We start from the raw sequence: 24,778 nt of genomic DNA, 5'->3' as shown, positions 1-24,778 counted from the left end.
CAACGAAACCTTATGAAAGCCAGCAGCATAGCGTCTACGCTTGTGCGCGGCGAAATGGACAAGACAGTGATCGACCCCGGAAACGGCCCAAAGCCGTCGGAACAAGGGGCGTCGGTGGCGAACAAAGGGAAAGCGAAGCGATCCCGTCGTGGCAAGAAACACAAGCGTGACGGTCAGCCCCGTGACGCTGCTGTGCTGTCGCATGATGTTGCCGCGGATGTTCCGGCCGGTTCCTCCTACGTATCGGCTCTTGAGCCGGATGCCGAGCCGCGCAAGAGAAAGCGCCGCAGGCGCTCTCGCGGCAAGGGTGCGTCTCAGCAAGCTGCCCCAGTTTCCAGCGCGCAGACGCAGGCTCCAGCCGCAACAGACGCTGCCAATCCATCCGCCGTGCCGCCGGGCGCAGGGCGAAAGTCGCGCTACCGCAAGCGTGGGCATCGCGATCCGCGCGGCCGCGATCCACAGGGCCGCCCGCTGGTTCCCACCCATGCGCCGAAGCATGTCGGCAAGCAGAATGGCCGCGCCAATGGGGCCGGGCAGGAACCGCACCGGCAATCCGAGATATCCGCTCGCCACGCAGGCCGCCAGCATGAGCATGGCCAGGAGCCGCCGGCGGATATGTATGCCGCGCTCGATCTCGGCACCAATAATTGCCGCCTATTGATTGCGCAGCCGACGCGGCCCGGCCAGTTCCGGGTCGTCGATGCCTTTTCGCGCATCGTTCGGCTGGGCGAGGGGCTGGTGTCGAGCGGCCGGCTTTCCGACGACGCCATGGATCGAGCTGTCGAGGCGCTGAAAGTCTGCTCCGCGAAACTCTCCGGTCGTCCGATCAGGCGCATGCGGCTCATCGCCACGGAGGCCTGCCGGGCTGCGTCGAATGGCGAAGAGTTTCTGGCGCGTGTGACGCGGGAAACGGGCTTGAAGCTCGAAATCATTAGCCGCGAGACGGAAGCACGCCTTGCGGTGTCTGGCTGCGCTTCCCTCGTTGGGCGCGAGGCGCGTTCGGTCGTGCTGTTCGATATCGGTGGCGGATCGTCGGAAATCGCCGTCATCAAGGTCGGGGAAAACCGCTCGAACCGGCTCGCCAACCACATCACCCACTGGACCTCGTTGCCGGTCGGCGTCGTCACGCTTTCGGAACGTCATGGCGGGCGCGATGTGACGCCGGATGTCTTCGCCGCGATGGTGCGGGAAGTCGAGGGGCTGCTCGATGCCTTCCATTGCCCGCCTCTCGCGCCGCAAACCCATCACGAGGATTTTCATCTGATCGGAACCTCGGGCACGGTGACGACGCTTGCCGGCGTCCATCTCGACCTGCCACGATACGATCGCCGCAAGGTGGATGGGCTCTGGCTTTCCGATGCCGAGGTGACGGCGATGCAGGACAAGCTTCTGGCCTGGGATTTCGCGGGTCGCGCCGCCAATGCCTGCATCGGGCCTGACAGGGCCGATCTGGTTCTGGCCGGCTGCGCCATTCTCGAGGCCATTCGCCGCCGCTGGCCGGCACGCCGCATGCGCGTGGCGGATCGCGGCCTGCGCGAAGGCCTTTTGACGGATATGATGGCGGATGACGGCGCATGGCGGCGCAACCGCATTCGGCGCATGCAGATGACACGGCAGGACAGGACGGAAGGTTTGACATGAGCAAGGCGCCGACAAGCAACAACCGCACCGGCCGCAAGATCGGCCAGAAGGTCAAGAAGACCAAGCTCAAGGCCTCGTCGCGCCGCTGGCTGGAACGTCATATCAACGACCCCTATGTGCAGCGCGCCAAGCTTGAAGGCTACCGCGCCCGCGCCGCCTTCAAGCTCTTGGAAATCAACGACAAGCACCAGATTCTCAAAGGCGCGCGCCGCATCATCGACCTTGGCGCCGCTCCCGGCAGCTGGTCGCAGATCGCTTCCAAGGTGACGGATTCGACCGAGGACGATATCCGCGTCGCGGCTATCGATTTCCTCGAGATCGATCCCATTCCCGGTGTGAAAATCCTGCAGCTCGACTTCCTTGATCCGAGCGCGCCGGAAAAGCTGATGGAGGCCGTTGGCGGCACGCCCGATCTGGTGTTGTCGGACATGGCCGCGCCCACCACCGGGCACCAGAAGACCGACCATATCCGCACCATGCATCTGTGCGAAGTCGCGGCCGATTTCGCCGTTCAGGTGCTCGCGGAAGGCGGTCACTTCCTTGCCAAGACCTTCCAGGGCGGCACGGAAAAGGCATTGCTGGATATGCTGAAGAAGAACTTCAAGCAGGTTCTGCACATCAAGCCGGCGTCCTCACGCTCGGAATCGGTGGAAATGTTCCTGCTTGCCAAGCACTTCAAGGGCCGCAAGAGCGAGCCGACCGACGCATCCGAAGCCGAAGAGGCTTCCGAAGACTGATCACTCCGCCGGTTGTGAGACCTTGCCGCGGTGGCCGGAGACGGCCGCCCCGGCATTGCCGTCCATGCGGATGATCGGCACGATGGCGAACAGCGATACCAGCGCCACGATGGTGAAGGCGATGTGGAAATCGGCGAGCTGCAGGTGCGTGCCGGACATCATGCTGCTGACTTCCAGAATGGAGGCGGCGAAAGCCACGCCCAGCGCCAGGCTGATCTGCTGCAGCACCGACGCCATCGAGGTCGCCTGGCTGGCCTGACTGTCCTCGATATCGGAATAGCTGAGCGCGTTCGATCCGGTGAAGAAGAAGGACCGGGCAAATCCCGCTGTCACGAGGAAGATCATGATCAGCGGATAAGGCGTTTCCGGGGTGAAGAAGCTGTTGGCGAGCGTGGTGCAGGCGCCGACGATGCCGGCCCCGATCAGTGTCGAGCGGAATCCGGTTGCCGCAAACACCCGCTTGGCCATGAACTTGGTGGTGATCGCGCCGATTGCGCCGGCAAAGGTGATCATGCCCGACTGGAACGGGTTTAGCCCGAAACCGATCTGCAGCATCAGTGGCATCAGGAAGGGTATGGCGCCCGTGGAAATGCGGAAAACGGTGCCGCCGACGGACGCCGCCCGGAAGGTCGCGTTCTGGAATATGCGGAAATCCAGAATGGGGGCGGGGTGGCGCGCGGCGTGGCGCAGATAAAGAAAACCGCAGATAAAACCGATGATGGTCGAGGCAATGCCGATGGCCGGCGGCAGCGCCGGCAGGCTGACGACGGAGAGGCCGAACACCACGCCGGAGGCGGCGATGCCTGACAGCACGAAGCCTTTACCGTCCATCGGCGGCGGGTTGGTGGTTTCGATTTCCGGCAGGAAGATCGTCGAGAGCCAGATGCCGATGACGCCGATGGGCACATTGATCAGGAAAATCCAGTGCCATGAAAAATAGGTGGTGATGAAGCCGCCGATGGGCGGGCCGGTCAGCGGCCCCACCAGCCCCGGAATTGTCAGCAGCGCCATGGCGGAGACGAGTTCGCTGCGCTTGGTCGTGCGCAAAAGCACGAGGCGGCCAACGGGCGTCATCATCGCCCCGCCCATGCCCTGCAGGAAACGCGAGAGCACGAATTCGAACACCGAGGACGACACCGCGCAGCAGATCGACCCCACCACGAAGACGCCGATGGCGAAACGGAAGATTTTCTTCGCGCCATATTTGTCGGCCATCCAGCCGCTGATGGGAATGAAGATCGCCAGCGCCACCATATAGGCCGTCAATGCGAGCTTGAGCGTGATCGGGCCGACATGAAGGTCGGCGGCAATTGCCGGAAGCGAGGTGGCGATGACGGTGGAGTCCATCTGCTCCATGAAGAGAGCGACTGCCAGGATGAGGGGAATGATGCGGTTCATGAGGCTGCCTGCGGCTTTCCGCTGCGACAAAGGATATCGCCGTTCCTCCTACGCCTGATAAGCGGGCTTGCCAACACGTTAATTATCAATTTCTCAAGTTCCGATCAAACCTGCGTGAGGCCGGTTTTCTTGCAACTTTCTCGCTCTATTGTCCGTTGGCATGGTTCAGTTGGCGATCACGGCCAGTTGGCGATATCGGGAGAAAGATAATGACCCAATCCTTGAGCATGAGCAGACGCGGCCTCATCGGTGCGGCCGGCGCAACCGTCCTCGGCGCGCCGCTGTTGATGGCGCGCACCGCAACGGCCCAGACCAACCAGCCACAGACCTCCATGGAGATAAAACACGCCATGCCGCCGGAAACCAACCGCTTCAAGCTCGGCAATTTCGAGGTGCTCGTCGTGAAGGACGGCGCGCGCGCCGCACCCAATCCGGGAGAGACCTTCGGCACCGGCCAGTCGGCGGAGACGGTCGGCAAATTGCTGGAAGACAATTTTCTGCCCAAAGAGCAATTCGTCAATTCCTTCTCGCCGGTTCTCGTCAATACCGGCTCAGACCTCGTGCTGTTCGACACCGGCTTCGGCGAGGCCGGACGTGGCGCCGGCAATGGCCGCCTGATTGAAGGCATGGCGGCGGCCGGTTACACGCCGGAGGATGTGACCGTGGTGGTGCTGACCCATATGCATGGCGACCATATCGGCGGGCTGATGGAAAAGGGCGCTCCAGCTTTTTCCAAGGCGCGCTACGTGTTCGGCCAGGCGGAATATGATTTCTGGACGGATGAGAAGCGCGTCGGCACGCCTGCCGAGGGCGGTCACAAGGGCGTTCTCACGAACGTCAAGCCGCTGGCGGAAAAGGCGACCTTCATTGGCGACGGCGCCAGTGTCGTATCCGGGATCACCGGCGTAGCGGCCTTCGGTCATTCGCCGGGCCATATGATCTTCCGTGTCGAATCGGAAGGCAAACAACTCATCCTGACGGCGGATACGGCCAACCATTTCGTCCTTTCCCTGCAGAAGCCAGACTGGGAGGTGAAGTTCGACATGGACAAGGCGGCAGCCGCCGCGACCCGCAAGAAGGTCTATGACATGATCGCCACCGACCGTCTGCCTTTCCTTGGATATCACATGCCTTTCCCGGCGGTCGGTTACGCCGAAAAGCTGGATACCGGCTATCGTTTCGTGCCGAAATCCTATCAGTTCGACATCTGATATCTGCTGCAATGCAGCAACAAAGAAAGCCCGGAAGCCGATTCCGGGTTTTTTCTATTCCCTTCCTGTCATGAACGTGTTACCAGCCCTCGCCAACTTCCAAGCAATCCTTGCAGGGCGCCGGGGTGAACTTTTCGTTCCGGAACGGCCACGCATTTTCAGTATGAAGGAATTTGGTCATGGCACGCATCATTCAAACACCCACTGGTTTGGACGCTCTCACATTTGACGATGTGTTGCTGCAACCCGGACATTCCGAAGTCATGCCGGGACAGACGAATATCGCCACCCGCATCGCCCGCGATATCGATCTCAACCTGCCGATCCTCTCTTCCGCCATGGATACGGTTACCGAAGGCCGCCTCGCCATCGCCATGGCCCAGGCCGGCGGCATCGGCGTCATCCACCGCAACCTGACCCCCATCGAGCAGGCCGAAGAAGTGCGGCAGGTGAAGAAGTTCGAAAGCGGCATGGTCGTCAACCCGGTCACCATCGGCCCGGATGCGACGCTTGCTGAAGCACAGGCGCTGATGAAGGCGCATGGCATTTCCGGTATTCCGGTCGTTGAAAACGGCGGTTCCGGCGGCCACAAGAACGGCCGTCTCGTTGGCATTCTAACCAACCGCGACGTGCGCTTCGCCTCCGATCCGCAGCAGAAGATTTACGAACTGATGACCCGCGAAAACCTGGTCACGGTCAAGGAAAGCAGCGTCGATCAGCAGGAAGCGCGCCGCCTGCTGCACAAGCACCGCATCGAAAAGCTGTTGGTTGTGGATGCCAAGGGCAATTGCGTCGGCCTCATCACCGTCAAGGATATCGAGAAGTCGCAGCTGAACCCCAACGCCACCAAGGATGCGCAGGGCCGTCTTCGCGCCGCTGCCGCCATCAGCGTCGGTGCTGACGCCATCGAGCGCGCCGAGCGCCTCATCGATGCCGGCGTCGACCTTCTGGTCGTCGATACCGCGCATGGCCACTCGCAGCGCGTGCTGGATGCCGTCTCGCAGGTCAAGAAGATGTCGAACTCGGTTCGCATCATCGCCGGCAATGTCGCCACCGCCGACGGCACCAAGGCGCTGATCGATGCCGGCGCCGATGGCGTCAAGGTCGGTATCGGCCCCGGCTCCATCTGCACCACCCGCATCGTCGCCGGCGTCGGCGTTCCGCAGCTTGCGGCCATCATGTCGTCGGTTGAAGTGGCCAATGCGGCTGATATCCCCGTTATCGCCGATGGCGGCATCAAGTTCTCGGGCGATCTGGCCAAGGCAATCGCCGCCGGCGCTTCCGCGGTCATGATCGGCTCGCTGCTGGCCGGCACGGATGAAAGCCCGGGCGAAGTGTTCCTCTACCAGGGCCGTTCCTTCAAGGCCTATCGCGGCATGGGCTCCGTTGGCGCCATGGCGCGCGGTTCCGCCGACCGTTATTTCCAGGCGGAAGTGCGCGACACGCTGAAGCTCGTTCCGGAAGGTATCGAAGGTCAGGTTCCCTACAAGGGCCCGGTTTCCGGCGTCCTGCACCAGCTGGCAGGTGGCCTCAAGGCCGCCATGGGTTATGTCGGCGGCAGCAACATCAAGGAATTCCAGGAGCGCGCCACTTTCGTGCGTATTTCCAGCGCCGGCCTGCGCGAAAGCCACGCCCATGACGTGACGATCACCCGCGAAAGCCCGAACTACCCCGGCGCGGTTTGATCTTTCGAGGCGAATCCGTAAAAGGATACTGAGTATTTGGCGCTCCCCGATTCATGCCGGATCGGGGAGCGTTTTCATGATTGGAGAAGAAAGCATGTCACCCACGACCGCAATGTTCTGGCCGATGATCGCCCATGTCTTTCTGGTCTTCTGGCTTTACGGGCTTCTGATCGTCCGGCGCAACAAATACACCTTCAAGGATCGCGAATCGGCGATCAAGCTGCGCGACCGGGGCGAGGAGGCGCGCGAAAGCCATCTGGTGAACCGCAACATCGCCAATCAATTCGAATTGCCGGTGCTGTTTCACATCGCCTGCCTGCTGCTCTACATCACGGATGCGGACAATATCGTCACCGTCGTTCTGGCATGGCTGTTCGTGCTCTCGCGTTATGCCCATTCCTATGTCCACGTCACCAGCAACCGCCTGCGTCAGCGTGGCGCATTGTTCGGCATCGGCTTTGCGCTGGTCGTCTGCCTGTGGGCGTGGCTCGCCATATGGTTGGCGCTGGAGTAAATCAGCACCGTGAGGTTGCCTCATAAGTGAGACAATCCCGCCTTGCAAAATGCTCCGATTTGCGATGGGTCAATTCCATGACGCCCCATCCCCGTTAATCTCTGCCTGCCGTCGAGGATTTCAGGCGAGCAGAGATTAGGGAGTATGTCATGGCTAAGACAATGAAGGCAGCCGTCGTCCGCGCGTTTGGAAAACCGCTGACCATCGAGGAAGTGGCGATACCGGATCCCGGCCCCGGTGAAATTCTCATCAACTACAAGGCGACGGGCATTTGCCACACCGACCTGCACGCCGCAACCGGCGACTGGCCGGTCAAACCCAATCCGCCTTTCATCCCCGGCCATGAAGGCGTCGGTTATGTCGCCAAGATCGGCGCAGGCGTCACCGGCATCAAGGAAGGCGACCGCGCCGGCACGCCCTGGCTCTACACCGCCTGCGGATGCTGCATTCCGTGCCGCACGGGCTGGGAAACGCTGTGCCCGAGCCAAAAGAATTCCGGCTATTCCGTCAATGGCAGCTTTGCCGAATACGGCCTCGCCGATCCGAAATTCGTCGGTCGCCTGCCGGATAATCTCGATTTCGGCCCGGCCGCACCGGTGCTCTGCGCCGGCGTCACCGTCTATAAGGGGCTGAAGGAAACCGAGGTCAGGCCCGGTGAGTGGGTGGTCATTTCAGGCATTGGCGGGCTTGGCCACATGGCCGTGCAATATGCCAAGGCCATGGGCATGCATGTCGTTGCCGCCGATATTTTCGACGACAAGCTGGCGCTTGCGAAAAAACTCGGAGCCGATGTCACCGTCAATGGCCGCGCGCCAGATGCGGTCGAGCAGGTGCAGAAAGCGACCGGCGGTGTCCATGGCGCCCTGGTGACGGCCGTGTCGCCTAAGGCCATGGAGCAGGCTTACGGCTTCCTGCGCTCCAAGGGCACCATGGCGCTTGTCGGCCTGCCGCCGGGCTTCATCTCCATTCCGGTGTTCGACACGGTGCTGAAGCGCATCACGGTGCGCGGCTCCATCGTTGGCACGCGGCAGGATCTGGAGGAAGCGCTGACCTTTGCCGGCGAAGGCAAGGTGGCGGCCCACTTCTCCTGGGACAAGCTCGAAAACATCAACGATATCTTCCACCGCATGGAAGAGGGCAAGATCGACGGCCGTATCGTCGTGGACCTCGCCGCCTGATTTGAAGAACCGGTGGCGGCGCTCACGCAAATGTGTGGCGCCGCTTGCCCCCGCCTTGTTCCCCACGGGGCGATCTGCGTTATCCTTCCGCATCCGTGCGTTCAAGGAGGATAGAGCGATGGACAAGCCCAAGATCACGCAGGCCATGATCGACGCTTACGATGAATATACCCACCTCAGCCTCGATCGCCGCAAATTCATGGAAAAGCTCACCGTACTGGCCGGGTCTGGTGCAGCGGCGACGGCCATCGCCCCGCTTCTTTCGGCCAACAGCGCCCGTGCGGCAGTCATCGCGGCCGATGATGACAGGATCGTCGCCGAGGAGGTGACCTATCCCGCCCCCGGCGGTGAGATGAAGGGTTACCTCGTTACACCGAAAACCGTTTCCGGCCCCATCGGCTCGGTCATCGTCATCCACGAGAACCGTGGTCTGAACGACCATATTCGTGACGTGGCAAGGCGTGTGGCACTCGCCGGTTTCAGGGCGCTTGCGGTCGATTTCCTATCCCCGCAGGGCGGCACGCCCGCCGATGAGGAGAAGGCGCGGCAGATGTTCAGCGGTCTCGACATGGACGCGACCGTCGCCAATGCCGAAGCGGGCCGGGTGTGGCTTGCGGCCCGGCAGGGGGCGAATGGTAAGGTCGGCGCAGTCGGTTTCTGCTGGGGCGGCGGGCTGGTCAACCGTTTCGCCACCAAATCGGCGGGCCTGAATGCCGGCGTCGCCTATTACGGCCAGCAGGCCCCGACGGCCGATGTGCCTGCCATCAAGGCGCCGCTGCTCTTGCACTATGCGGGTCTCGATGAGCGCATCAATGCCGGCATCGACGCCTATAAGAAGGCGCTGGAGGAAAACGGCAAGACCTTTGAAATCTTCGTCTATGACGGCGTCAACCACGCCTTCAACAATGACACGTCCTCGGCGCGCTACGACAAGGCGGCCGCCGATCTCGCCTGGGGCCGGACGACGGAGTTCTTCAAGAAATATCTGGCGTGATGGGGGTTTTCGGCGGGATTGCCTGCGGACCGGAGGTGCGTGGGGTTCACCCCCCTCTGCCCTGCCGGGCATCTCCCCCTCAAGGGGGGAGATCAAATCGCGGTTAGGTCTCGCCTATCTCAACTACATAGAATGAAGCGGCGGTGGCGCCTCTTGCCGATCTCCCCCCTTGAGGGGGAGATGCCCGGCAGGGCAGAGGGGGGTGAAGCCGCGCGCACCTTCGGTCCGCCGTGAATAGCCACCCTGAAATCCCTCTCTCATCTTTCTTTAAACGCCCCCAGCCCCACGCTTCAAATGCTCGTCGAGTCTCGGCATGATCTCCACGAAATTGCAGGGCAGGTGGCGATAATCGAGCTGGGCTTTCAGAATGCCGTCCCACGCATCCTTGCACGCACCCGGCGAGCCGGGCAGCACGAAGATGAAGGTCGCGTTCGCCACGCCGCCGGTCGCGCGTGACTGGATGGTGGCGGTGCCGATCTTGTCGTAGGAGATGCGGTGGAAGAGGGCGGAAAATCCGTCCATGCGCTTTTCGAACAGCGGCTCCAGCGCTTCGGGCGTCACATCGCGGCCGGTAAAACCGGTGCCGCCGGTGGTGATCACCACATCCACGCCTCCAGCGAGCGTCCAGTCACGCACCGTGCCGGCAATCGCTGCCTTGTCATCAGGCACAATGGCGCGGGCCGCGAGCCTGTGGCCCGCTTCCTCCAGCCTTGCGACGAGCGTATCGCCGGATTTGTCGTTCTCCAGCGTGCGGCTGTCCGAAACGGTCAAAACCGCAATGCCAAGGGGAATGAAGGGTCTTTCGCCTGCCATGGCCTTATCCTCGAAGTATCTGGTCTTCAAATGGTCCGCGTCGCCTGAAAATACCAGCCGGGGCGCTTCTTCCGAAGCGATGTTTCCGCTTTCCTGGCCGCTTCAAGGGAATGAAAAATCCCGAAACAGGTTGCTCCCGAACCGGACATGCGCACAAGCGCAGCACCTTCCTGCGACAGCAACCCAATGATTTCCCCGATCTCCGGTAGAAGCGCCTGGGCCGGCGGTTGCAGATCGTTACGGCTTTGGGCGAGAAAATCCATCCAGCCGATTGTCGCAGAGGCGGGCAGGGGCGGATTGGTCTTGGTCTGCAATCGCCGGAAAATCTCCGGAGTCGAGACCGCCTTCAGCGGATTGGCCAGAACCATCGCCAGTTCCGGCAGGTCGGTGACCGGTTCGATGTCCTCGCCGATGCCGCGCGCGATCAGGGATCGGCTCTCAAGGCACATCGGCACATCCGCCCCGAGCGTGAGCGCCGTGGATGCAAGCGCATCCGGTGCGATCCCGGCACGCCAGTGTCGCAAAAGCCCCCGCAGTGTCGCTGCTGCATCCGCCGAGCCGCCGCCGATACCGGAAGCCACCGGCAGGTTCTTTTCAAGATGAATGGCGACCGGGGGTGCCGGTTGCCCTGTCGATGCAAGCGCATCGCGCAACAGGTCCCTGGCGCGGGTGACGAGGTTATCGCCGCCATCGCCCGCGCGCAAAAGATCGCCGAAAGGGCCTGAGATGGAGAAACTGTCGGCATCGGCGTCGCGAATACGGATCGTGTCGCCGGCTTCGGTAAAGGTCACCAGCGTTTCGAGCAGGTGATACCCATCCGCTCGCTGGCCGGTCACATGCAGCGCCAGATTGATCTTGGCCGGGGCCGCCTCGATGGTCTCGGTGGCCCCGGATACGTCATGCCCGCGCATGCGGCGTCAAGATTTCTTGTCCGGAGTGGCAGCCGGTGCCGGTGCCGGAGGAGCCGGCGGCACCGGCGCGACGTCCTTCTTGGCGGTATTTTCGGCATCCTTTTCCACCGGCGGCAGGCCGTTGGCGATCTTTTCCTTCACCTTGGCCTTGTCCACGTCGTCGCTATCGCCGATCAATGCGCGGTTCCACTGATAGACCGCCTCGATCTTGCGGCCGACCCGCCAATAGGCGTCGCCCAGATGGTCGTTGATGGTCGGATCGCCGGCTTTCAGTTCGATCGCCCGCTCCAGCTCTGTCACGGCTTCATCGAAAGCGCCGAGGCGATAATGCGCCCAGCCGAGCGAATCGACGATATAACCGTCATTCGGCCGAAGCTCGACGGCGCGGCTGATCATCTTCATGCCTTCATCGAGATTGATGCCCTTGTCCACCCAGGAATAACCCAGATAGTTCAGAACCTGCGGCTGTTCCGGGTTCAGCTCCAGCGCCCGCTTGAAATTCGGTTCGGCCTTGTCCCATTCCTTCAGCCGCTCATAGGCGATGCCGCGCTGGAAGAAGACGGACCAGTCGGATTTCTGTGGCACGGAGCCGATGACCTCAATGGCTTTGTCGTAGTTCTCGGCCATCGCCTTGTAGTCCTTGGCGTCCGAAAGCACGCTACCATAGGCGAGATAGGAACGAATGTCCTTCGGATCGGATTCGAGCAGGGATTTGAGATGCTTGCGCGCCTCATCCACCTTGCCGGTCTGTGCGAGCGTCAGCCCGAGCTGCAGCTCGGAGATGCGATACATCGGCGAATCCTTCGGCACCTCGCGGTAGAAGGCAATGGCGCGGTCAGGCTGTTTCAGCGCTTCGGAAAGGCCGCCGAGAAGGATGAGCGTATCCGGGCTCTTCGGATCGAGCGCGCGCGACGTTTGCAAATAAAGCGTCACGATCTCTTCGGCGCCTTCGCGGTTCAGCGCGCCGGCGATGGAGAACATCACGCTGGCGGCACCTTCAACCGCATTGGTGATCTGCTGTTCCGGCTTTTCACCATTTTCGATGGACTGGCGAAGCGCTTTCAGCGGCGCGTAATTCGGTGCGAAAGTGTCTCCGACCGCAATCGCATCCAGCGCCTTCTGCTTGTTGCCGGCGGAAGCCTCCAGCCGGGCAAGCGCCATCACAGCGCGCATATAGGTATCGGAGGCGGTTGCCCCGCCTTCGCGGTCCGTCACCGCTTCGTTCAGGCTCTTGCGGGCGGCTTCATTGTTGCCGGAAACAAGGGCGATGGCCGCCGCATTGTATTTCTGGAAGATCGAAATCCAGCCCGGGCCCTTCATATTGTTGACCAGCGCCAGCGCTTCCTTCGGCTTGCCGGAACCGGCGCGCGCCCAGGCGGTCAAAAGCGTGTTGACCATGCGGTCGAGATCGTTCGGACCGGTATATTTCAGGATCTTCTCGGCCTTGGCGAATTCCTTGTCCTTGATGGCGTCGAGACCGCGCACGATGGTCGTCACGCGCTCCACCGAGGTATCGTCCTTCATCGAATCGGCGATCTTGGCGCCGGCCTCGAAATTGCCGCTCAGAAGTTCGGCGATCATCAGCCGCTGGCGGATTTCCGTATTGGCGGGATCGAATTCCAGCGCCTTTTTGTAAAGCGAAATCGCGGTGGGATAATCCTGATCGACATCGGCATTGCGCCCGGCGAGGAAGGCGCCGGAGAAGGTGTTCACCTTGCCGGGATCGAACGTAACGGCCTTGTCTTCCGGTGTCGCCTTCGTCTCCGCAAAGCCGGGGCTTGCACCCGCGCCGATTGCGAGAGCAGCGGCAAGAGCCGCGCTGCAGAGAAGACGGAGTGCTGGTTTACGCCGCATGAGGGAACCTTTGCCTTTGTGCAGAAGCACGGAAAAATCAGTTTCCATTGTTGGTCACGATAGAATGGCTTTTTTGAAGCAACGCCGCAAGAAATTATGGCCCCGGCCACAATCACGCCTTGCGGAGAAGCTGGCCCGGAACCCTGGGCGGATGGTCTTTTCCATCCGCCTTTCTTCCGGCCTGCGGCGTCAGTTCAGACGCTCGATGCAGAAGTCGATCACTTCCAGAAGCGCATCTTTCCAGGGGCTCTGCGGCAGCGGTGCGAGCGCGTCGCGGGCGATGGTGCCGTAATGCGTGGCGCGGCCGATCGTATCGCCGAGGCCATTATATTTGGTGATTAGGCCCAGCGCCTTTTCAAGGTTCTCGTCGCTGCTTTCACCCTTTTCGATGGCGTTGCGCCAGAAGGCGCGCTCATCCTGCGTGCCGCGACGATAGGAGAGGATGACTGGCAGGGTGATCTTGCCTTCGCGGAAATCGTCGCCGGTATTCTTGCCGAGATCGGCGGATTTGCCGCCATAGTCCAGCACATCGTCGACAAGCTGGAAGGCAAGGCCGAGATTCATGCCGTAGGATTTCAGCGCGCTGCGGGTCGCCTTGTCGGTCTTGGCGACGATGGGGCCGACTTCCGCCGCCGCCGCGAAAAGGGCGGCCGTCTTGGCGCGAATCACCTGCAGATAATCGTCTTCCGTCGTTTCCATGTTCTTGGCGACCGAAAGCTGCAGCACCTCGCCCTCGGCGATTACCGATGCGGCGGTGGACAGCACATCGAGCGCATCGAGAGAGCCGACATCCACCATCATGCGGAAGGCCTGGCCGAGCAGGAAGTCGCCGACGAGGACGCTCGCCTGGTTGCCCCAGATGGTGCGGGCGGTGGATTTGCCGCGGCGCAGATCGCTCTCATCCACCACGTCGTCATGCAGAAGCGTCGCCGTATGCATGAATTCGACGCTGGTGGCGAGCTTGATGTGGTTGTCGCCCTCGTAACCGAACATCGAGGCCGAGGCGAGCGTCAGCATCGGCCGCAGGCGCTTGCCGCCGGAAGAGATGAGGTGGTTGGCCACCTCGGGTATCATCTGGACATCGGAACCGGCCTTGGAAAGGATAAGCTGGTTCACCCGTTCCATATCGGGGCGGGTCAGGTCGACAAGCGGCTTGACGGATGCGAGTTTGTTTTTGCTTTCTTCAAGCGGTATGACGACGCCCAAGGGACAGGACTCCAGTTCGAATTTGAATTCGACAATAAAAACTGACGCCTTGCGCGGCAAGGGGCGAATTGCCGCTAGCCATTCAAAAAGATGGGAATTTAAGGTCTATCCATGCGTGAACTGATCCGTACCAACGATGCCGTGCTGCTCTCCTTCGCCGAAAGCCTGATGAAGGATGCCGGCATCCATTGCCTCATCGCCGATCAGGCGATGAGCATTCTGGAAGGATCGCTCGGTCTTTTGCCGCGAAGGTTTCTGGTGGAGGAAGATCGGGCAGATCAGGCCCGCCGCATTCTCATCGATGCCGGGCTCGGCGACGAGTTGCGCAACGAAGAGGCTTGAACGGCGGTGGGCGACGGCATTTCCGAAACGATCGACGCCTTTCACCGGGGCCGGTTTCACATCCTCCAGCCGAAGGGCAGGGGACACCGGGCCGGCATGGACGCCATGCTTCTGGCGTCATTGGTGGCAGATGAGCGCGCCTGCCGGATCGCCGATCTCGGCGCGGGTGCGGGTGCGGCCGGCATGGCGGTTGCGGCGCGGCTCGAAAAGGCCGAGGTGACGCTGTACGAACGCTCGCCGGAAATGGCGCAATTTGCCCGCCGCAGCCTCGAACTGCCTGAGAATGCTGCCTTTTCTGCCCGCGTCAGCGTGCGCGAAGCCGATGTGACCCTGCGGGCGAAAGCACGCGCCGAAGCGGGCTTGCCCGACGATCATTTCCATCACGTCATCATGAACCCGCCCTACAACGATGCGGGCGACCGCCGCACGCCGGATGCCCTGAAGGCCGAAGCGCATGCCATGACGGATGGCCTGTTCGAAGACTGGATCAGGACCGCGGGCGCGATCATGGTGCCGGGCGGGCAGCTTTCCCTGATTTCAAGGCCGCAATCGGTGGCGGAAATCATCGCCGCCTGCGGCAGTCGTTTCGGCGGCCTCGAAATCACCCTCATCCATCCGCGCCCTGGCGAGGACGCGGTGCGCATGCTCGTCACCGCCATCAAGGGTTCACGGGCGCGGCTGTCGTTCCGCGCGCCGCTCGTCATGCATGAGACCGGCAGCCATGCCTTCACCCCCTTCGTGGATGACCTGAACAATGGCCGCGCGGCCTATTCGCGTAATGTCAGGGCAATCCGGACGGCGTCATAAATATCGCCGTTCCGCCGGCCGCAAACCATTGTGTTTTCCGGGGCGATACATACATCCCTGACGAACGGATAAATGCTGCGAGGATTGAGTAGTGGGTTTTCTGAAGTATCTGGTGCCGAAACGCTTTCGTAAAAAAGAGCTCGTCATCCCGGTGGTGCGCATGCACGGCGCGATCATGGCCGGCGGCAACCAGTTCCGCCCCGCCCTCAATCTCGCCTCCTATGCGCCGCTTCTGGAAAAGGCCTTCGCCGTCAAGGATGCCCCGGCCGTCGCCATTTCGCTCAACTCGCCCGGCGGTTCGCCGGCGCAGGCGCGGATGATCTATAATCGCATCCGCCAGCTCGCCGAGGAAAAGGAAAAGAAGGTCCTGATTTTCGTGGAGGATGTTGCGGCCTCCGGCGGCTACATGATCGCGCTTGCCGGCGACGAGATCATCGCCGATCCAACATCCATCGTCGGTTCGATCGGCGTCGTTTCCGGAGGCTTCGGTTTTCCGGAAATGCTGAAGAAGATCGGCGTGGAGCGCCGCGTCTATACGGCCGGCGAGAACAAGGTCATCCTCGATCCCTTCCAGCCGGAAAAGGAAGGCGATATCGATTACCTGAAGTCGCTTCAGGTCGAAATCCACAATGTTTTCATCGATATGGTCAAGATGCGTCGCGGCTCGAAACTGAAGGGCGACGAGGCGATCTTCTCCGGCCTGTTCTGGACCGGCATGCGCGGCCTCGACCTCGGCCTGATCGACGGGCTTGGCGACATGCGCGAGGTTCTGCGCCGCCGTTACGGTGAGAAGGTCAAGCTCCAGCTCGTCAGCGGCGGACGCACTTTGTTCGGTAAAAAGGTGCCGGGCGTCAGTGCTGCTCTGGACGTGAATGCCGAAAGGCTGGCCGCCGGTGCGGTATCGGGGCTTGCGGAGGTCGCCGAAGAAAAGGCATTGTGGTCGCGTTTCGGTCTATGATGTCTCGGGAATAAAGCCTTATGGCGCAGCTCATTACAATTATTCTACTGGTGGTGGGATCCGTCATCCTTTACCGCCGCTTCGTCCGCGATGCCGAAAAGCTCTCGGCCAAATCGAAACAGCGCGAGAAGGAACGTGAGACCGGCGCCATCGGCACGCTGATCAAGGACCCGGAAACCGGCGAATACCGCGTGAAGCGCGAGGATGAGACCTAAGGCGGCGTCTCCACGCATAAAACCTTGACCCTCAGGCCATGCCGTGGCACGTGTCCGCATCCGAAGTAAGTCAATGCTTACTTGTCCTCCTAACGCCGCGATGACTGCAATGACCGATGTTCCCGACCATATGAACCCGAAGCGTTCCTTTCAGGCGCTGATCCTGACGCTGCATAATTACTGGGCCGATAAGGGCTGTGCGGTGTTGCAGCCCTATGATATGGAAGTGGGCGCGGGCACGTTTCATCCGGCGACGACGCTTCGCGCGCTTGGTCCCAAGCCATGGAAGGCCGCCTATGTGCAGCCCTCGCGCCGCCCGTCCGATGGTCGTTACGGCGAAAACCCCAACCGCCTGCAGCATTATTACCAGTATCAGGTCATTCTGAAGCCCAACCCTTCCAACCTGCAGGAACTCTATCTCGGTTCGCTGAAGGCCATCGGCCTCGATCCGCTGCTGCACGATGTGCGCTTCGTCGAAGACGACTGGGAAAGCCCGACGCTCGGCGCCTGGGGTCTCGGCTGGGAATGCTGGTGCGACGGCATGGAAGTTTCGCAGTTCACCTACTTCCAGCAGGTCTGCGGTATCGAATGCTCGCCGGTTGCGGGCGAGCTGACCTATGGTCTGGAGCGTCTGGCCATGTATGTCCAGGGCGTCGACAATGTCTATGACCTGAACTTCAACGGCCGCGAAGGCGAAGAAAAGATTTCCTACGGCGACGTGTTTTTGCAGGCCGAGCAGGAATATTCCCGCCACAACTTCGAATTCGCCGATACAGCCATGCTGCATCGCCATTTCATCGACGCCGAAAAGGAATGCCTAGCGCTTCTCGCTGCCGGTGCGCCCGGTGACAACGACAATCAGCGCCTGCACAAATGCGTGTTCCCGGCCTATGACCAGTGCATCAAGGCCAGCCACATCTTTAACCTTCTGAACGCCCGGGGCGTCATTTCGGTCACGGAGCGCGAAAGGTATATCGCTCGCGTTCGCGACTTGGCCAAAGCCTGCGGCGAAGCTTTCCTGCTGACGGATGCGGGCGGGCTGAACTGGAACAGGGCCGCCTGAACCTTTATGTAAGGCGGGGCAACAGTCTAACGTGCGGACGCCGTTCTGGTGTCCGCACCTCTTGAGGAGGGGTAGGGAATGTTCATCACGCTGGCAATCATCGCGGCAATCGCGCTTTATGTCGTCTTCATCTATAACGGGCTGGTCAAGGCGCGGCAGATGAAGGAAGAGGCTTGGTCGGGCATAGACGTGCAGCTGAAGCGCCGCGCCGATCTCATCCCCAACCTCATCGAGACCGTGAAGGGTTACGCGGCCCATGAAAAGAGCACCTTCGAGGAGGTGGTCAACCTGCGCAACCGGGCGCAGGCCGTGCCGGCGGGCGACGTCGAAGGCCGCGCCCAGGCGGAAGGGCTGCTGTCGCAGGCGCTGGGCAAGCTCTTTGCGCTCGCAGAAGCCTATCCCGATCTGAAAGCCAATACGAACTTTCTGGAATTGCAGCGCTCGCTCGAGACCATCGAAGGTGAACTCCAGATGTCGCGTCGTTATTACAATGGTGCGGCGCGCGATCTCAACGTCAAGGTGGAGAGCTTTCCATCCAATCTGGTTGCAGGCCAGTTCGGCTTTGCCAAGGCGCCCTATTTCGAGATCGACAATCCGGCCGACCGCGCCGTGCCGACCGTCAAGTTCTAAGCGCCGGCTCACAATTTACCGCCGATATTCCGATAGCCCGGCTTTGCGCCGCATTCTTTGACAAGACGACGATCATGATCGAACTGACCATCACCCCGCCCGGCCACCCGCTTTCCGGCAAGGTGGAGCCGCCCGGTTCCAAATCCATTACCAACCGTGCACTTCTGCTGGCCGGCCTCGCCAAGGGCAAAAGCCGTCTCACCGGCGCGTTGAAGAGCGACGATACGCTTTATATGGCCGAGGCCCTGCGTGAGATGGGTGTCAAGGTAACCGAGCCTGACGCCACCACCTTCGTGGTGGAGAGTTCAGGTGTGTTGCATCAGCCGGAAAAGCCGCTTTTCCTCGGCAATGCCGGCACAGCCACGCGGTTTCTCACCGCCGCTGCCGCCCTTGTGGATGGCGCCGTCATCATCGATGGCGACGAGCATATGCGCAAACGCCCGATCATGCCGCTGGTGGAAGCCCTGCGCTCCCTCGGCGTTGAAGCGGATGCGCCGACCGGCTGCCCGCCCGTCACCGTCTGTGGCAAGGGTACGGGTTTCCCGAAGGGCAGCGTCACCATCGATGCCAATCTGTCGAGCCAATATGTGTCCGCACTGTTGATGGCCGCCGCCTGCGGCGACAAGCCCGTCGATATCATCCTCAAGGGCGAGGAAATCGGCGCGAAGGGCTATATCGATCTCACCACATCGGCCATGGAAGCCTTCGGCGCGAAAGTGGAGCGGGTCAGCAACGCCATCTGGCGCGTGCATCCGACGGGTTATACGGCAACCGATTTCCACATTGAGCCGGATGCCTCCGCCGCCACCTATCTCTGGGGCGCGGAGCTTCTGACCGGCGGCGCAATCGATATCGGCACGCCGGCCGACAAGTTCACCCAGCCGGATGCCAAGGCCTACGAGGTCATGGCGCAGTTTCCGCATCTGCCCGCCGAAATCGACGGCTCGCAGATGCAGGATGCCATTCCCACCATCGCGGTTCTCGCCGCCTTCAACGAGACGCCGGTGCGTTTCGTCGGCATCGCCAATCTGCGTGTCAAGGAATGCGACCGTATCCGCGCCGTTTCGCTCGGCCTCAACGAAATCCGCGATGGTCTGGCGCATGAGGAAGGCGACGACCTGATCGTGCATTCTGATCCGGCACTCGCGGGCCAGACTGTCAAGGCCTCCATCGATACCTTCGCCGACCACCGCATCGCCATGAGCTTTGCGCTGGCGGCGCTGAAGATCGGCGGCATTGCCATCCAGAACCCTGCCTGCGTGGGCAAGACCTATCCGAACTACTGGAAGGAGCTTGGCTCGCTTGGCGTCGCGTACACGGAAAAGGAAAGCGCTGCCGATCCGCAGCATTGAAGCCATCGAGGAGGGGCCGCCCGTGAAGACCATTGTCGCAAGACTTCTCGCGCTGTTCGTCTTCCTGGGCGCGGCCTTCCCGGCTTTCGCGGAAGAGTTCATCCGTTCGTATCATTCCGTCATCGAGGTTGCGCAAGACGGAAAGCTGACGGTGACGGAGACCATCACCGCCCGCGCCGAAGGCCAGAACATCAAACGCGGCATCTTCCGCGATTTCCCGCTTTATGCGCTGGATGCGAATAACCGCCGCACCAAGGTGGATTTCAACGTCGTTTCGGTGGAGCGCGACGGCGCGCCCGAGAACTGGCGCACCGAAACGATCGATGGCGGCATCCGCATCTATACCGGCAGCGCCGATCGCTTTCTGCCGACCGGCGAACATATCTTCCAGATCACCTACACCACCGCCCGGCAGATCCGTTATTTCAGCGATTATGACGAGCTGACTTGGAACGTCACCGGCAATGGCTGGCAATTCCCCATGGGCGAGATTTCCGCGACCATCACGCTGCCGCAGGGCGTCAGGGCCACCGACATCGCCGTCTTCACCGGTCCGCTTGGCGCGAAGGGCAAGGATGCGCGCATTCTGAACGAAGGCAACGAGGTATTCTTCGCCTCCACCCGCCCGTTTACGGTTGGCGAGGGCATGACGGTCGCCGTCAAGCTCCCCAAGGGCGCGATTGCCGCACCTGACACTTCGCAGGAGGCGGGCTGGTGGTTGCGGGATAATCTCGCCATCCTGCTTTCGGGCGGCGGGCTTTTCGCCGTGCTGCTCTATTACCTGCGCGCCTGGTTTGCCGTCGGCCGCGATCCGGCGAAGGGCGTGGTCGTGCCGCGCTGGGATGCGCCGGAGGGGCTCTCGCCGGCTCTGGTCAACTATGTCGATAATCGCGGTTTTTCCGGTGCCGGCTGGACGGCGCTCTCTGCCTCGGCCCTTGATCTTGCGGTGAAGGGTTATGTCGTTCTGGAAGACCTGAAGAACGCAATCGTCATTCGCCGTACGGAAAAGGCAACCGCCACCGATCTGCCGACCGGCCAGAAGACGCTGCTTGCCTCCATCGGCAGTCCGGGCGAGACTTTGACCATCGACAAGGCCCATGGTGCGGAAGTCGAAAAGGTCGGAAAACAGTTCCGCGCGGCGATAGAGAAAGAGCATCGCGGCAAATATTACCGCAGCAATGCCGGTTACACCGTCTTCGGCATCTTCCTCAGCATCGCCCTCATCGTCGCGACGTTGATCTTCGGCGATCTGGATGAAAGCGCCATTGCCGCCGTGCTGGTCTTCGGCTTTTTCGCCTTCTTCTTCAGCATCCTGTCGATCGGTATCGGCCGCCAGTTTTCGCGCGGCGCGCCGCTACGCAAGCGGATCGGCGGCATCGTCATGCTGGCCTTTGCCGGTTTCGTGGCCTTTTCAGCCATCGGCGGCATCGCCACGCAAATCCTGCTGGATGTGACGCATGACACCAAGTCGCTGGCGCTGGCGGCCATCGGCGGCATCGTGCTGACCAACGCGCTGTTCCTGTTCCTGATGGGCGCGCCGACGCCGCTCGGCCGCAAGCTGATGGATGGCATCGAAGGCCTCCGAACCTATCTGACGCTGGCGGAAAAAGACCGGATGAACATGGCTGATGCGCCCGCCATGTCGCCGCAGCATTTCGAGACATTGCTGCCCTATGCCGTGGCGCTCGGCGTCGAAAAACCTTGGAGCCGCACCTTCGAGGCCTGGCTCGCAACGGCCGCTGCCGGTGCCGCAGCAGCAAGTTACGCGCCCGGCTGGTATGCGGGCAGCAATTACGGCAGTTTCGGCGACAGAATCGGCGGCTTTTCCACCTCCATGGCCAATACCATCGCTTCCACCATTCCCCAGCCTGTCAGCTCATCCGGCTCCAGCTTTTCGGGCGGTGGCGGCGGCGGTTTTTCCGGCTCCGGCGGCGGTGGTGGTGGCGGCGGCGGCTGGTAACGCCCGCCGGCGGTAATTTAACCGAATGCCTTGGTGACTTTTGCCGCGTTGCTTGCTAAGCCGACCGCAAACGTCCGACAACAGATAAAGTCCTGATCCCATGCCCGATCTTCTGCTTGAACTCCGCTCCGAGGAAATCCCTGCCCGCATGCAGCGCAAGGCGGCGGGCGATCTGAAGAAACTCGTCACCGATGCCTTGGTGGAGAGAGGGCTGACCTATGAGGGTGCGCGCGAATATTGGACGCCGCGCCGCCTGACGCTGGATATTCGCGGCCTCAACGCCCGCTCCGCCGATGTGCGTGAAGAAAAGAAGGGTCCGCGCACCGACGCCAATGAAAAGGCCATCGAGGGCTTTCTGCGCGGCGCCGGCCTCAACGATATTTCCGAGGCTCAGGTCGTTTCCGACCCGAAGAAGGGCGATTTCTACATCGCCATCATCAACAAGCCCGGCCGCCCGGCGGAAGAGATCATCGCGGAAGTGATGCCCGGCATCATCCGTTCCTTCCCCTGGCCGAAATCCATGCGTTCCGGCCCGGCCTCCATGCCGAAGGGATCGAGCTATGCCGGCATCGAAGGCAAGGGCTCGGAAAGCCTGCGCTGGGTGCGGCCGCTGCAATCCATCGTCTGCCTGTTCGGCCCCGAACATGACGAAACCCAGGTCATTCCTTTCGTGATTGACGGCATCGTCGCCGGCAACGTCACCTATGGCCATCGTTTCCATGCGCCCGGCCCGATCACCGTGCGCCGTTTCGAGGATTATGTCTCGAGCCTCGAGAAGGCGAAGGTCATTCTCGATGCCGAACGCCGCAAGGATATCATCCTGCACGACGCCAAGGATCTGGCTTTCGCCAACGGTCTGGAACTGGTGGAAGATGAAGGCCTGCTGGAAGAAGTCTCCGGCCTCGTCGAATGGCCGCAGGTGCTGATGGGCACCTTCGAGGAAGATTACCTGCAGATCCCGGCGGAAATCATTCGCCTCACCATCAAGACCAACCAGAAATGTTTCGTCACCCGCAATCAGGGTGCGGAAGAAGGTCTTTCCAACCGCTTCATCCTGATCTCGAACATCGAGGCGAGTGATGGCGGCAAGGAAATCATCCACGGCAATGGCAAGGTCGTTCGCGCCCGCCTGTCGGATGCCCGCCATTTCTGGAACCGCGACCAGGGCGATCTGCCCGATCTGGAAACGCTGAAAGATTCGGCTGCGAAATTCGGCCTCGATCTCAAGAAGCCGCTCGACCAGCGGATGGCCAAGCTCGATGCGCTGAACGTTACCTTCCATGCCAAGCTCGGCACGCAGGGTGAGCGTGTGGCCCGTATTCGCGAACTGGCGAAGGCGCTGGCCCCGGTTGTCGGCGCCGATGCCGATCTGGTGGACCGCGCCGTGGTGCTTGCGAAAGCCGACCTTCGCACCGAAGCCGTCGGCGAATTCCCCGAGCTTCAGGGCCTGATGGGCCGCAAATATGCGACGCTGCAGGGCGAAAACGAAAGTGTGGCCGCCGCCATCGAAGACCACTACAAGCCGCAGGGTCCCTCGGACCGCCTGCCGGCCGACAAGGTGGCAATCACGGTCGCTCTGGCCGACAAGCTCGATACACTCGTTGGTTTCTGGGCCATCGACGAGAAGCCGACCGGTTCGAAGGACCCCTTCGCATTGCGTCGCGCGGCGTTGGGTATTGTCCGTATTCTGCTGGAGCGGAATGTGCGCCTGTCAGTGTTGGAAATCCTTAGAGATTCGCAATCGGCTCTCTTTAAACAGATAAAAGAAACTTACCTAACCTTCGCACCTGATGATGACTTGCGAAAGGCACTTAAGAGCGAGATTGATTTAAACTCTGCGTTATCCGCTACTTTTGAAGTACTTGAGAGTCAGCTCGCCGAGACGGTGGCCCCCCTAAGTGGAAACAAAATATCATTTGATCTCGACAGAGCCGATCTTCTCTCCTTCTTCCACGACCGCCTGAAAGTCTATCTGCGCGACCTCGGCGCGCGTTACGATCTGATCGACGCCGTTTTGACGCCGGAATCCGACGATCTGCTGATGATCGCCCGCCGTGTTGAGGCGCTCACCGCCTTCATCACCGGCGAGGATGGCCGCAACCTTCTGGCAGGCGCCAAGCGCGCCACCCAGCTTCTGGTGGCAGAGGAAAAGAAGGGTACCGTGGTGGCCGATGGCGTCTCGGAAGAGCTGCTGAAGCTCGATGCCGAAAAGGCGCTTTATGCGGCGATCAAGACCGCATCTGCCGATGCTGCGAAGGCCGTTGCGGGCGAGGATTTCCGCTCCGCCATGCAGGCGCTCTCCACACTTCGTGCTCCTGTCGATAAGTTCTTCGAGGATGTGCTCGTCAATGACGAGGATGCGGCCATCCGTGCCAACCGTCTGGCGCTGCTGAAGGCTATTCGCGAAGCGACCGGAACGGTTGCGGATTTCTCGAAGATTACGGGGTGAGGGGCGTTGGGGTAGCCGTACATGTCAGTGTGCGCGGTTCACCCCCCTCTGTCCTGCCGGACATCTCCCCCTCAAGGGGGGAGATCGAATCGCGGCAGCCTCTCGATCACCTCTAATCTTGCGAATTTTTGCGGGGAGCCTTCCTCTTGCCGATCTCCCCCCTTGAGGGGGAGATGCCCGGCAGGGCAGAGGGGGGTATTTTCGGCTTCCAGGCTTGCCGGGATCGTTTTAGATTGATCGACATGGCCCCCAAAATCCTCATCAGCGCCTGCCTCCTCGGCCAGCCTGTCCGCTATGACGGCAGAGGCAAACCCTTCGCCCATCCGGCGATAGACCGCTGGCGGCAGGAGGGCAGGCTGGTGACGATCTGTCCGGAAATGGCGGGCGGCATGCCCGTGCCACGCCCGCCGGCGGAAATCGAGAAGGGTGCCTCCGGTGTCGATGTGCTGGAGGGCCGCGCCCGCGTGCTGGAAGTGACCGGTGGCGATGTCACGGCGCAATTTATCGCCGGCGCGGAAAGGGCGCTGGCCTTCGCCAGGGCCAATGGCTGCACATACGCGCTTCTGATCGACGGTAGCCCGTCCTGTGGGTCGGTTGCGATCTATGACGGTTCGTTTTCTGGCGTCAAACACGCGGGCAATGGGGTTACGGCGGCGCTGCTTGAAAAAGCCGGTATCGCCGTATTTTCACCTGCCGATATCGACCGGCTGGATGCGCTGACCCGCTGAAATCAGGCGCTGCAAATACGGCATCGCCTGCTTCCCGAGGTGGCAAATACTCCCTGCCGTCATCCTCGCCCTTGAGACGAGGATCCACAATGCAATCTGGCCATGGGTCCTCGGGTCGAGCCCGAGGACGAC

At 61.5% G+C, this 24,778-nt stretch carries 22 protein-coding genes; 17 read left to right on the top strand and 5 right to left on the bottom strand.

The annotated features are described in order from the left end of the window. The first annotated feature begins 12 nt into the window (after positions 1 to 12). A complete protein-coding gene (locus tag ACQZ5G_RS06930; RefSeq protein ID WP_448737330.1) occupies positions 13 to 1,641 on the top strand; it encodes a Ppx/GppA phosphatase family protein in 1,629 nt (542 codons plus the stop codon). Further along, positions 1,638 to 2,378: an RlmE family RNA methyltransferase gene (locus tag ACQZ5G_RS06925; protein WP_448737331.1), complete on the top strand. Its 741-nt coding sequence runs from the start codon at positions 1,638 to 1,640 to the stop codon at positions 2,376 to 2,378. Before ACQZ5G_RS06930 ends, ACQZ5G_RS06925 begins: the two co-directional genes overlap by 4 nt. On the opposite strand, the gene ACQZ5G_RS06920 is transcribed toward ACQZ5G_RS06925, so the two are convergent. Continuing rightward, on the bottom strand, positions 2,379 to 3,776 hold the full coding sequence (locus tag ACQZ5G_RS06920; RefSeq protein ID WP_035236057.1) for an MDR family MFS transporter: 1,398 nt from the start codon (positions 3,774 to 3,776) through the stop codon (positions 2,379 to 2,381). Between the two features lie 209 nt (positions 3,777 to 3,985). On the opposite strand from ACQZ5G_RS06920, the gene ACQZ5G_RS06915 reads away from it, so the two are divergent. From ACQZ5G_RS06915 to ACQZ5G_RS06895, 5 genes are all read left to right on the top strand, one after another. Further along, positions 3,986 to 4,987, top strand: a complete 1,002-nt coding sequence (locus ACQZ5G_RS06915) for an MBL fold metallo-hydrolase (RefSeq protein ID WP_448737332.1) — start codon at positions 3,986 to 3,988, stop codon at positions 4,985 to 4,987. 179 nt (positions 4,988 to 5,166) lie between these two features. Further along, the gene (gene guaB / locus ACQZ5G_RS06910) at positions 5,167 to 6,672 is read left to right on the top strand and encodes an IMP dehydrogenase (RefSeq protein ID WP_065654415.1); all 1,506 of its coding nucleotides are present in this window, start codon (positions 5,167 to 5,169) and stop codon (positions 6,670 to 6,672) included. Positions 6,673 to 6,784: 112 nt separating this feature from the next. Continuing rightward, complete coding sequence (locus tag ACQZ5G_RS06905; RefSeq protein ID WP_035263190.1) at positions 6,785 to 7,186, top strand: MAPEG family protein; 402 nt, start codon at positions 6,785 to 6,787, stop codon at positions 7,184 to 7,186. Positions 7,187 to 7,335: 149 nt separating this feature from the next. Then, a complete protein-coding gene (adhP, locus tag ACQZ5G_RS06900) occupies positions 7,336 to 8,364 on the top strand; it encodes an alcohol dehydrogenase AdhP (RefSeq protein ID WP_004432721.1) in 1,029 nt (342 codons plus the stop codon). Positions 8,365 to 8,482: 118 nt separating this feature from the next. Beyond that, positions 8,483 to 9,358, top strand: a complete 876-nt coding sequence (locus tag ACQZ5G_RS06895) for a dienelactone hydrolase family protein (RefSeq protein WP_448737333.1) — start codon at positions 8,483 to 8,485, stop codon at positions 9,356 to 9,358. Positions 9,359 to 9,625: 267 nt separating this feature from the next. On the opposite strand, the gene moaB is transcribed toward ACQZ5G_RS06895, so the two are convergent. The 4 genes from moaB to ACQZ5G_RS06875 all read right to left on the bottom strand — a co-directional run bounded on the left by moaB (position 9,626) and on the right by ACQZ5G_RS06875 (position 14,142). Beyond that, entirely contained in the window at positions 9,626 to 10,171 is a 546-nt protein-coding gene (moaB, locus tag ACQZ5G_RS06890; protein ID WP_448737334.1) for a molybdenum cofactor biosynthesis protein B, read from the bottom strand. Positions 10,172 to 10,197: 26 nt separating this feature from the next. Then, entirely contained in the window at positions 10,198 to 11,082 is an 885-nt protein-coding gene (locus ACQZ5G_RS06885; RefSeq protein WP_448737335.1) for a 4-(cytidine 5'-diphospho)-2-C-methyl-D-erythritol kinase, read from the bottom strand. A 6-nt stretch (positions 11,083 to 11,088) separates the two neighbouring features. Beyond that, positions 11,089 to 12,936, bottom strand: a complete 1,848-nt coding sequence (locus ACQZ5G_RS06880) for a tetratricopeptide repeat protein (protein ID WP_137002924.1) — start codon at positions 12,934 to 12,936, stop codon at positions 11,089 to 11,091. Positions 12,937 to 13,125: 189 nt separating this feature from the next. Further along, positions 13,126 to 14,142: a polyprenyl synthetase family protein gene (locus tag ACQZ5G_RS06875; protein WP_035261923.1), complete on the bottom strand. Its 1,017-nt coding sequence runs from the start codon at positions 14,140 to 14,142 to the stop codon at positions 13,126 to 13,128. A 111-nt stretch (positions 14,143 to 14,253) separates the two neighbouring features. Between ACQZ5G_RS06875 and ACQZ5G_RS06870 the strand changes: the two genes are divergently transcribed. From ACQZ5G_RS06870 to ACQZ5G_RS06825, 10 genes are all read left to right on the top strand, one after another. Further along, positions 14,254 to 14,484, top strand: a complete 231-nt coding sequence (locus ACQZ5G_RS06870; protein WP_003503261.1) for a putative signal transducing protein — start codon at positions 14,254 to 14,256, stop codon at positions 14,482 to 14,484. Positions 14,485 to 14,490: 6 nt separating this feature from the next. Then, a complete protein-coding gene (locus ACQZ5G_RS06865) occupies positions 14,491 to 15,291 on the top strand; it encodes a tRNA1(Val) (adenine(37)-N6)-methyltransferase (RefSeq protein ID WP_448737336.1) in 801 nt (266 codons plus the stop codon). A 91-nt stretch (positions 15,292 to 15,382) separates the two neighbouring features. Continuing rightward, positions 15,383 to 16,249 (top strand): S49 family peptidase, encoded by an 867-nt coding sequence (locus tag ACQZ5G_RS06860; RefSeq protein WP_448737337.1) that lies wholly within the window; start codon positions 15,383 to 15,385, stop codon positions 16,247 to 16,249. Positions 16,250 to 16,269: 20 nt separating this feature from the next. Then, positions 16,270 to 16,464 (top strand): NfeD family protein, encoded by a 195-nt coding sequence (locus ACQZ5G_RS06855; RefSeq protein WP_003503256.1) that lies wholly within the window; start codon positions 16,270 to 16,272, stop codon positions 16,462 to 16,464. Positions 16,465 to 16,564: 100 nt separating this feature from the next. Beyond that, positions 16,565 to 17,527, top strand: coding sequence for a glycine--tRNA ligase subunit alpha (locus ACQZ5G_RS06850; RefSeq protein WP_448737338.1), 963 nt, complete (start codon positions 16,565 to 16,567; stop codon positions 17,525 to 17,527). Positions 17,528 to 17,605: 78 nt separating this feature from the next. Continuing rightward, positions 17,606 to 18,157: a LemA family protein gene (locus tag ACQZ5G_RS06845; RefSeq protein WP_386905565.1), complete on the top strand. Its 552-nt coding sequence runs from the start codon at positions 17,606 to 17,608 to the stop codon at positions 18,155 to 18,157. 74 nt (positions 18,158 to 18,231) lie between these two features. Further along, positions 18,232 to 19,509, top strand: a complete 1,278-nt coding sequence (locus tag ACQZ5G_RS06840) for a 3-phosphoshikimate 1-carboxyvinyltransferase (protein WP_448737339.1) — start codon at positions 18,232 to 18,234, stop codon at positions 19,507 to 19,509. A gap of 22 nt (positions 19,510 to 19,531) precedes the next feature. After that, positions 19,532 to 21,469: a DUF2207 domain-containing protein gene (locus ACQZ5G_RS06835; RefSeq protein ID WP_448737600.1), complete on the top strand. Its 1,938-nt coding sequence runs from the start codon at positions 19,532 to 19,534 to the stop codon at positions 21,467 to 21,469. 100 nt (positions 21,470 to 21,569) lie between these two features. Further along, complete coding sequence (gene glyS / locus ACQZ5G_RS06830; protein WP_448737340.1) at positions 21,570 to 23,918, top strand: glycine--tRNA ligase subunit beta; 2,349 nt, start codon at positions 21,570 to 21,572, stop codon at positions 23,916 to 23,918. A gap of 242 nt (positions 23,919 to 24,160) precedes the next feature. Then, positions 24,161 to 24,646 (top strand): DUF523 domain-containing protein, encoded by a 486-nt coding sequence (locus ACQZ5G_RS06825; protein ID WP_448737341.1) that lies wholly within the window; start codon positions 24,161 to 24,163, stop codon positions 24,644 to 24,646. The last annotated feature ends 132 nt before the right edge of the window (positions 24,647 to 24,778 follow it).

This window comes from Agrobacterium sp. 22-214-1 (assembly GCF_053522465.1).
The sequence above is the reverse complement of the archived record's forward strand: the minus strand, read 5'-3'. Positions and strand labels throughout refer to the sequence as shown.

Bases quoted from the DNA above. Each gene is read 5' to 3' on its own strand.
- ACQZ5G_RS06840 (WP_448737339.1), top strand. From the start codon at position 18,232: ATGATCGAACTGACCATCACCCCGCCCGGCCACCCGCTTTCCGGCAAG.
- glyS (WP_448737340.1), top strand. From the start codon at position 21,570: ATGCCCGATCTTCTGCTTGAACTCCGCTCCGAGGAAATCCCTGCCCGC.
- ACQZ5G_RS06880 (WP_137002924.1), bottom strand. From the start codon at position 12,936: ATGCGGCGTAAACCAGCACTCCGTCTTCTCTGCAGCGCGGCTCTTGCC.
- ACQZ5G_RS06885 (WP_448737335.1), bottom strand. From the start codon at position 11,082: ATGCGCGGGCATGACGTATCCGGGGCCACCGAGACCATCGAGGCGGCC.
- ACQZ5G_RS06845 (WP_386905565.1), top strand. From the start codon at position 17,606: ATGTTCATCACGCTGGCAATCATCGCGGCAATCGCGCTTTATGTCGTC.
- ACQZ5G_RS06825 (WP_448737341.1), top strand. From the start codon at position 24,161: ATGGCCCCCAAAATCCTCATCAGCGCCTGCCTCCTCGGCCAGCCTGTC.
- ACQZ5G_RS06930 (WP_448737330.1), top strand. From the start codon at position 13: ATGAAAGCCAGCAGCATAGCGTCTACGCTTGTGCGCGGCGAAATGGAC.
- ACQZ5G_RS06920 (WP_035236057.1), bottom strand. From the start codon at position 3,776: ATGAACCGCATCATTCCCCTCATCCTGGCAGTCGCTCTCTTCATGGAG.
- ACQZ5G_RS06905 (WP_035263190.1), top strand. From the start codon at position 6,785: ATGTTCTGGCCGATGATCGCCCATGTCTTTCTGGTCTTCTGGCTTTAC.
- moaB (WP_448737334.1), bottom strand. From the start codon at position 10,171: ATGGCAGGCGAAAGACCCTTCATTCCCCTTGGCATTGCGGTTTTGACC.
- guaB (WP_065654415.1), top strand. From the start codon at position 5,167: ATGGCACGCATCATTCAAACACCCACTGGTTTGGACGCTCTCACATTT.
- ACQZ5G_RS06850 (WP_448737338.1), top strand. From the start codon at position 16,565: ATGACTGCAATGACCGATGTTCCCGACCATATGAACCCGAAGCGTTCC.
- ACQZ5G_RS06925 (WP_448737331.1), top strand. From the start codon at position 1,638: ATGAGCAAGGCGCCGACAAGCAACAACCGCACCGGCCGCAAGATCGGC.
- adhP (WP_004432721.1), top strand. From the start codon at position 7,336: ATGGCTAAGACAATGAAGGCAGCCGTCGTCCGCGCGTTTGGAAAACCG.
- ACQZ5G_RS06895 (WP_448737333.1), top strand. From the start codon at position 8,483: ATGGACAAGCCCAAGATCACGCAGGCCATGATCGACGCTTACGATGAA.
- ACQZ5G_RS06855 (WP_003503256.1), top strand. From the start codon at position 16,270: ATGGCGCAGCTCATTACAATTATTCTACTGGTGGTGGGATCCGTCATC.
- ACQZ5G_RS06870 (WP_003503261.1), top strand. From the start codon at position 14,254: ATGCGTGAACTGATCCGTACCAACGATGCCGTGCTGCTCTCCTTCGCC.
- ACQZ5G_RS06915 (WP_448737332.1), top strand. From the start codon at position 3,986: ATGACCCAATCCTTGAGCATGAGCAGACGCGGCCTCATCGGTGCGGCC.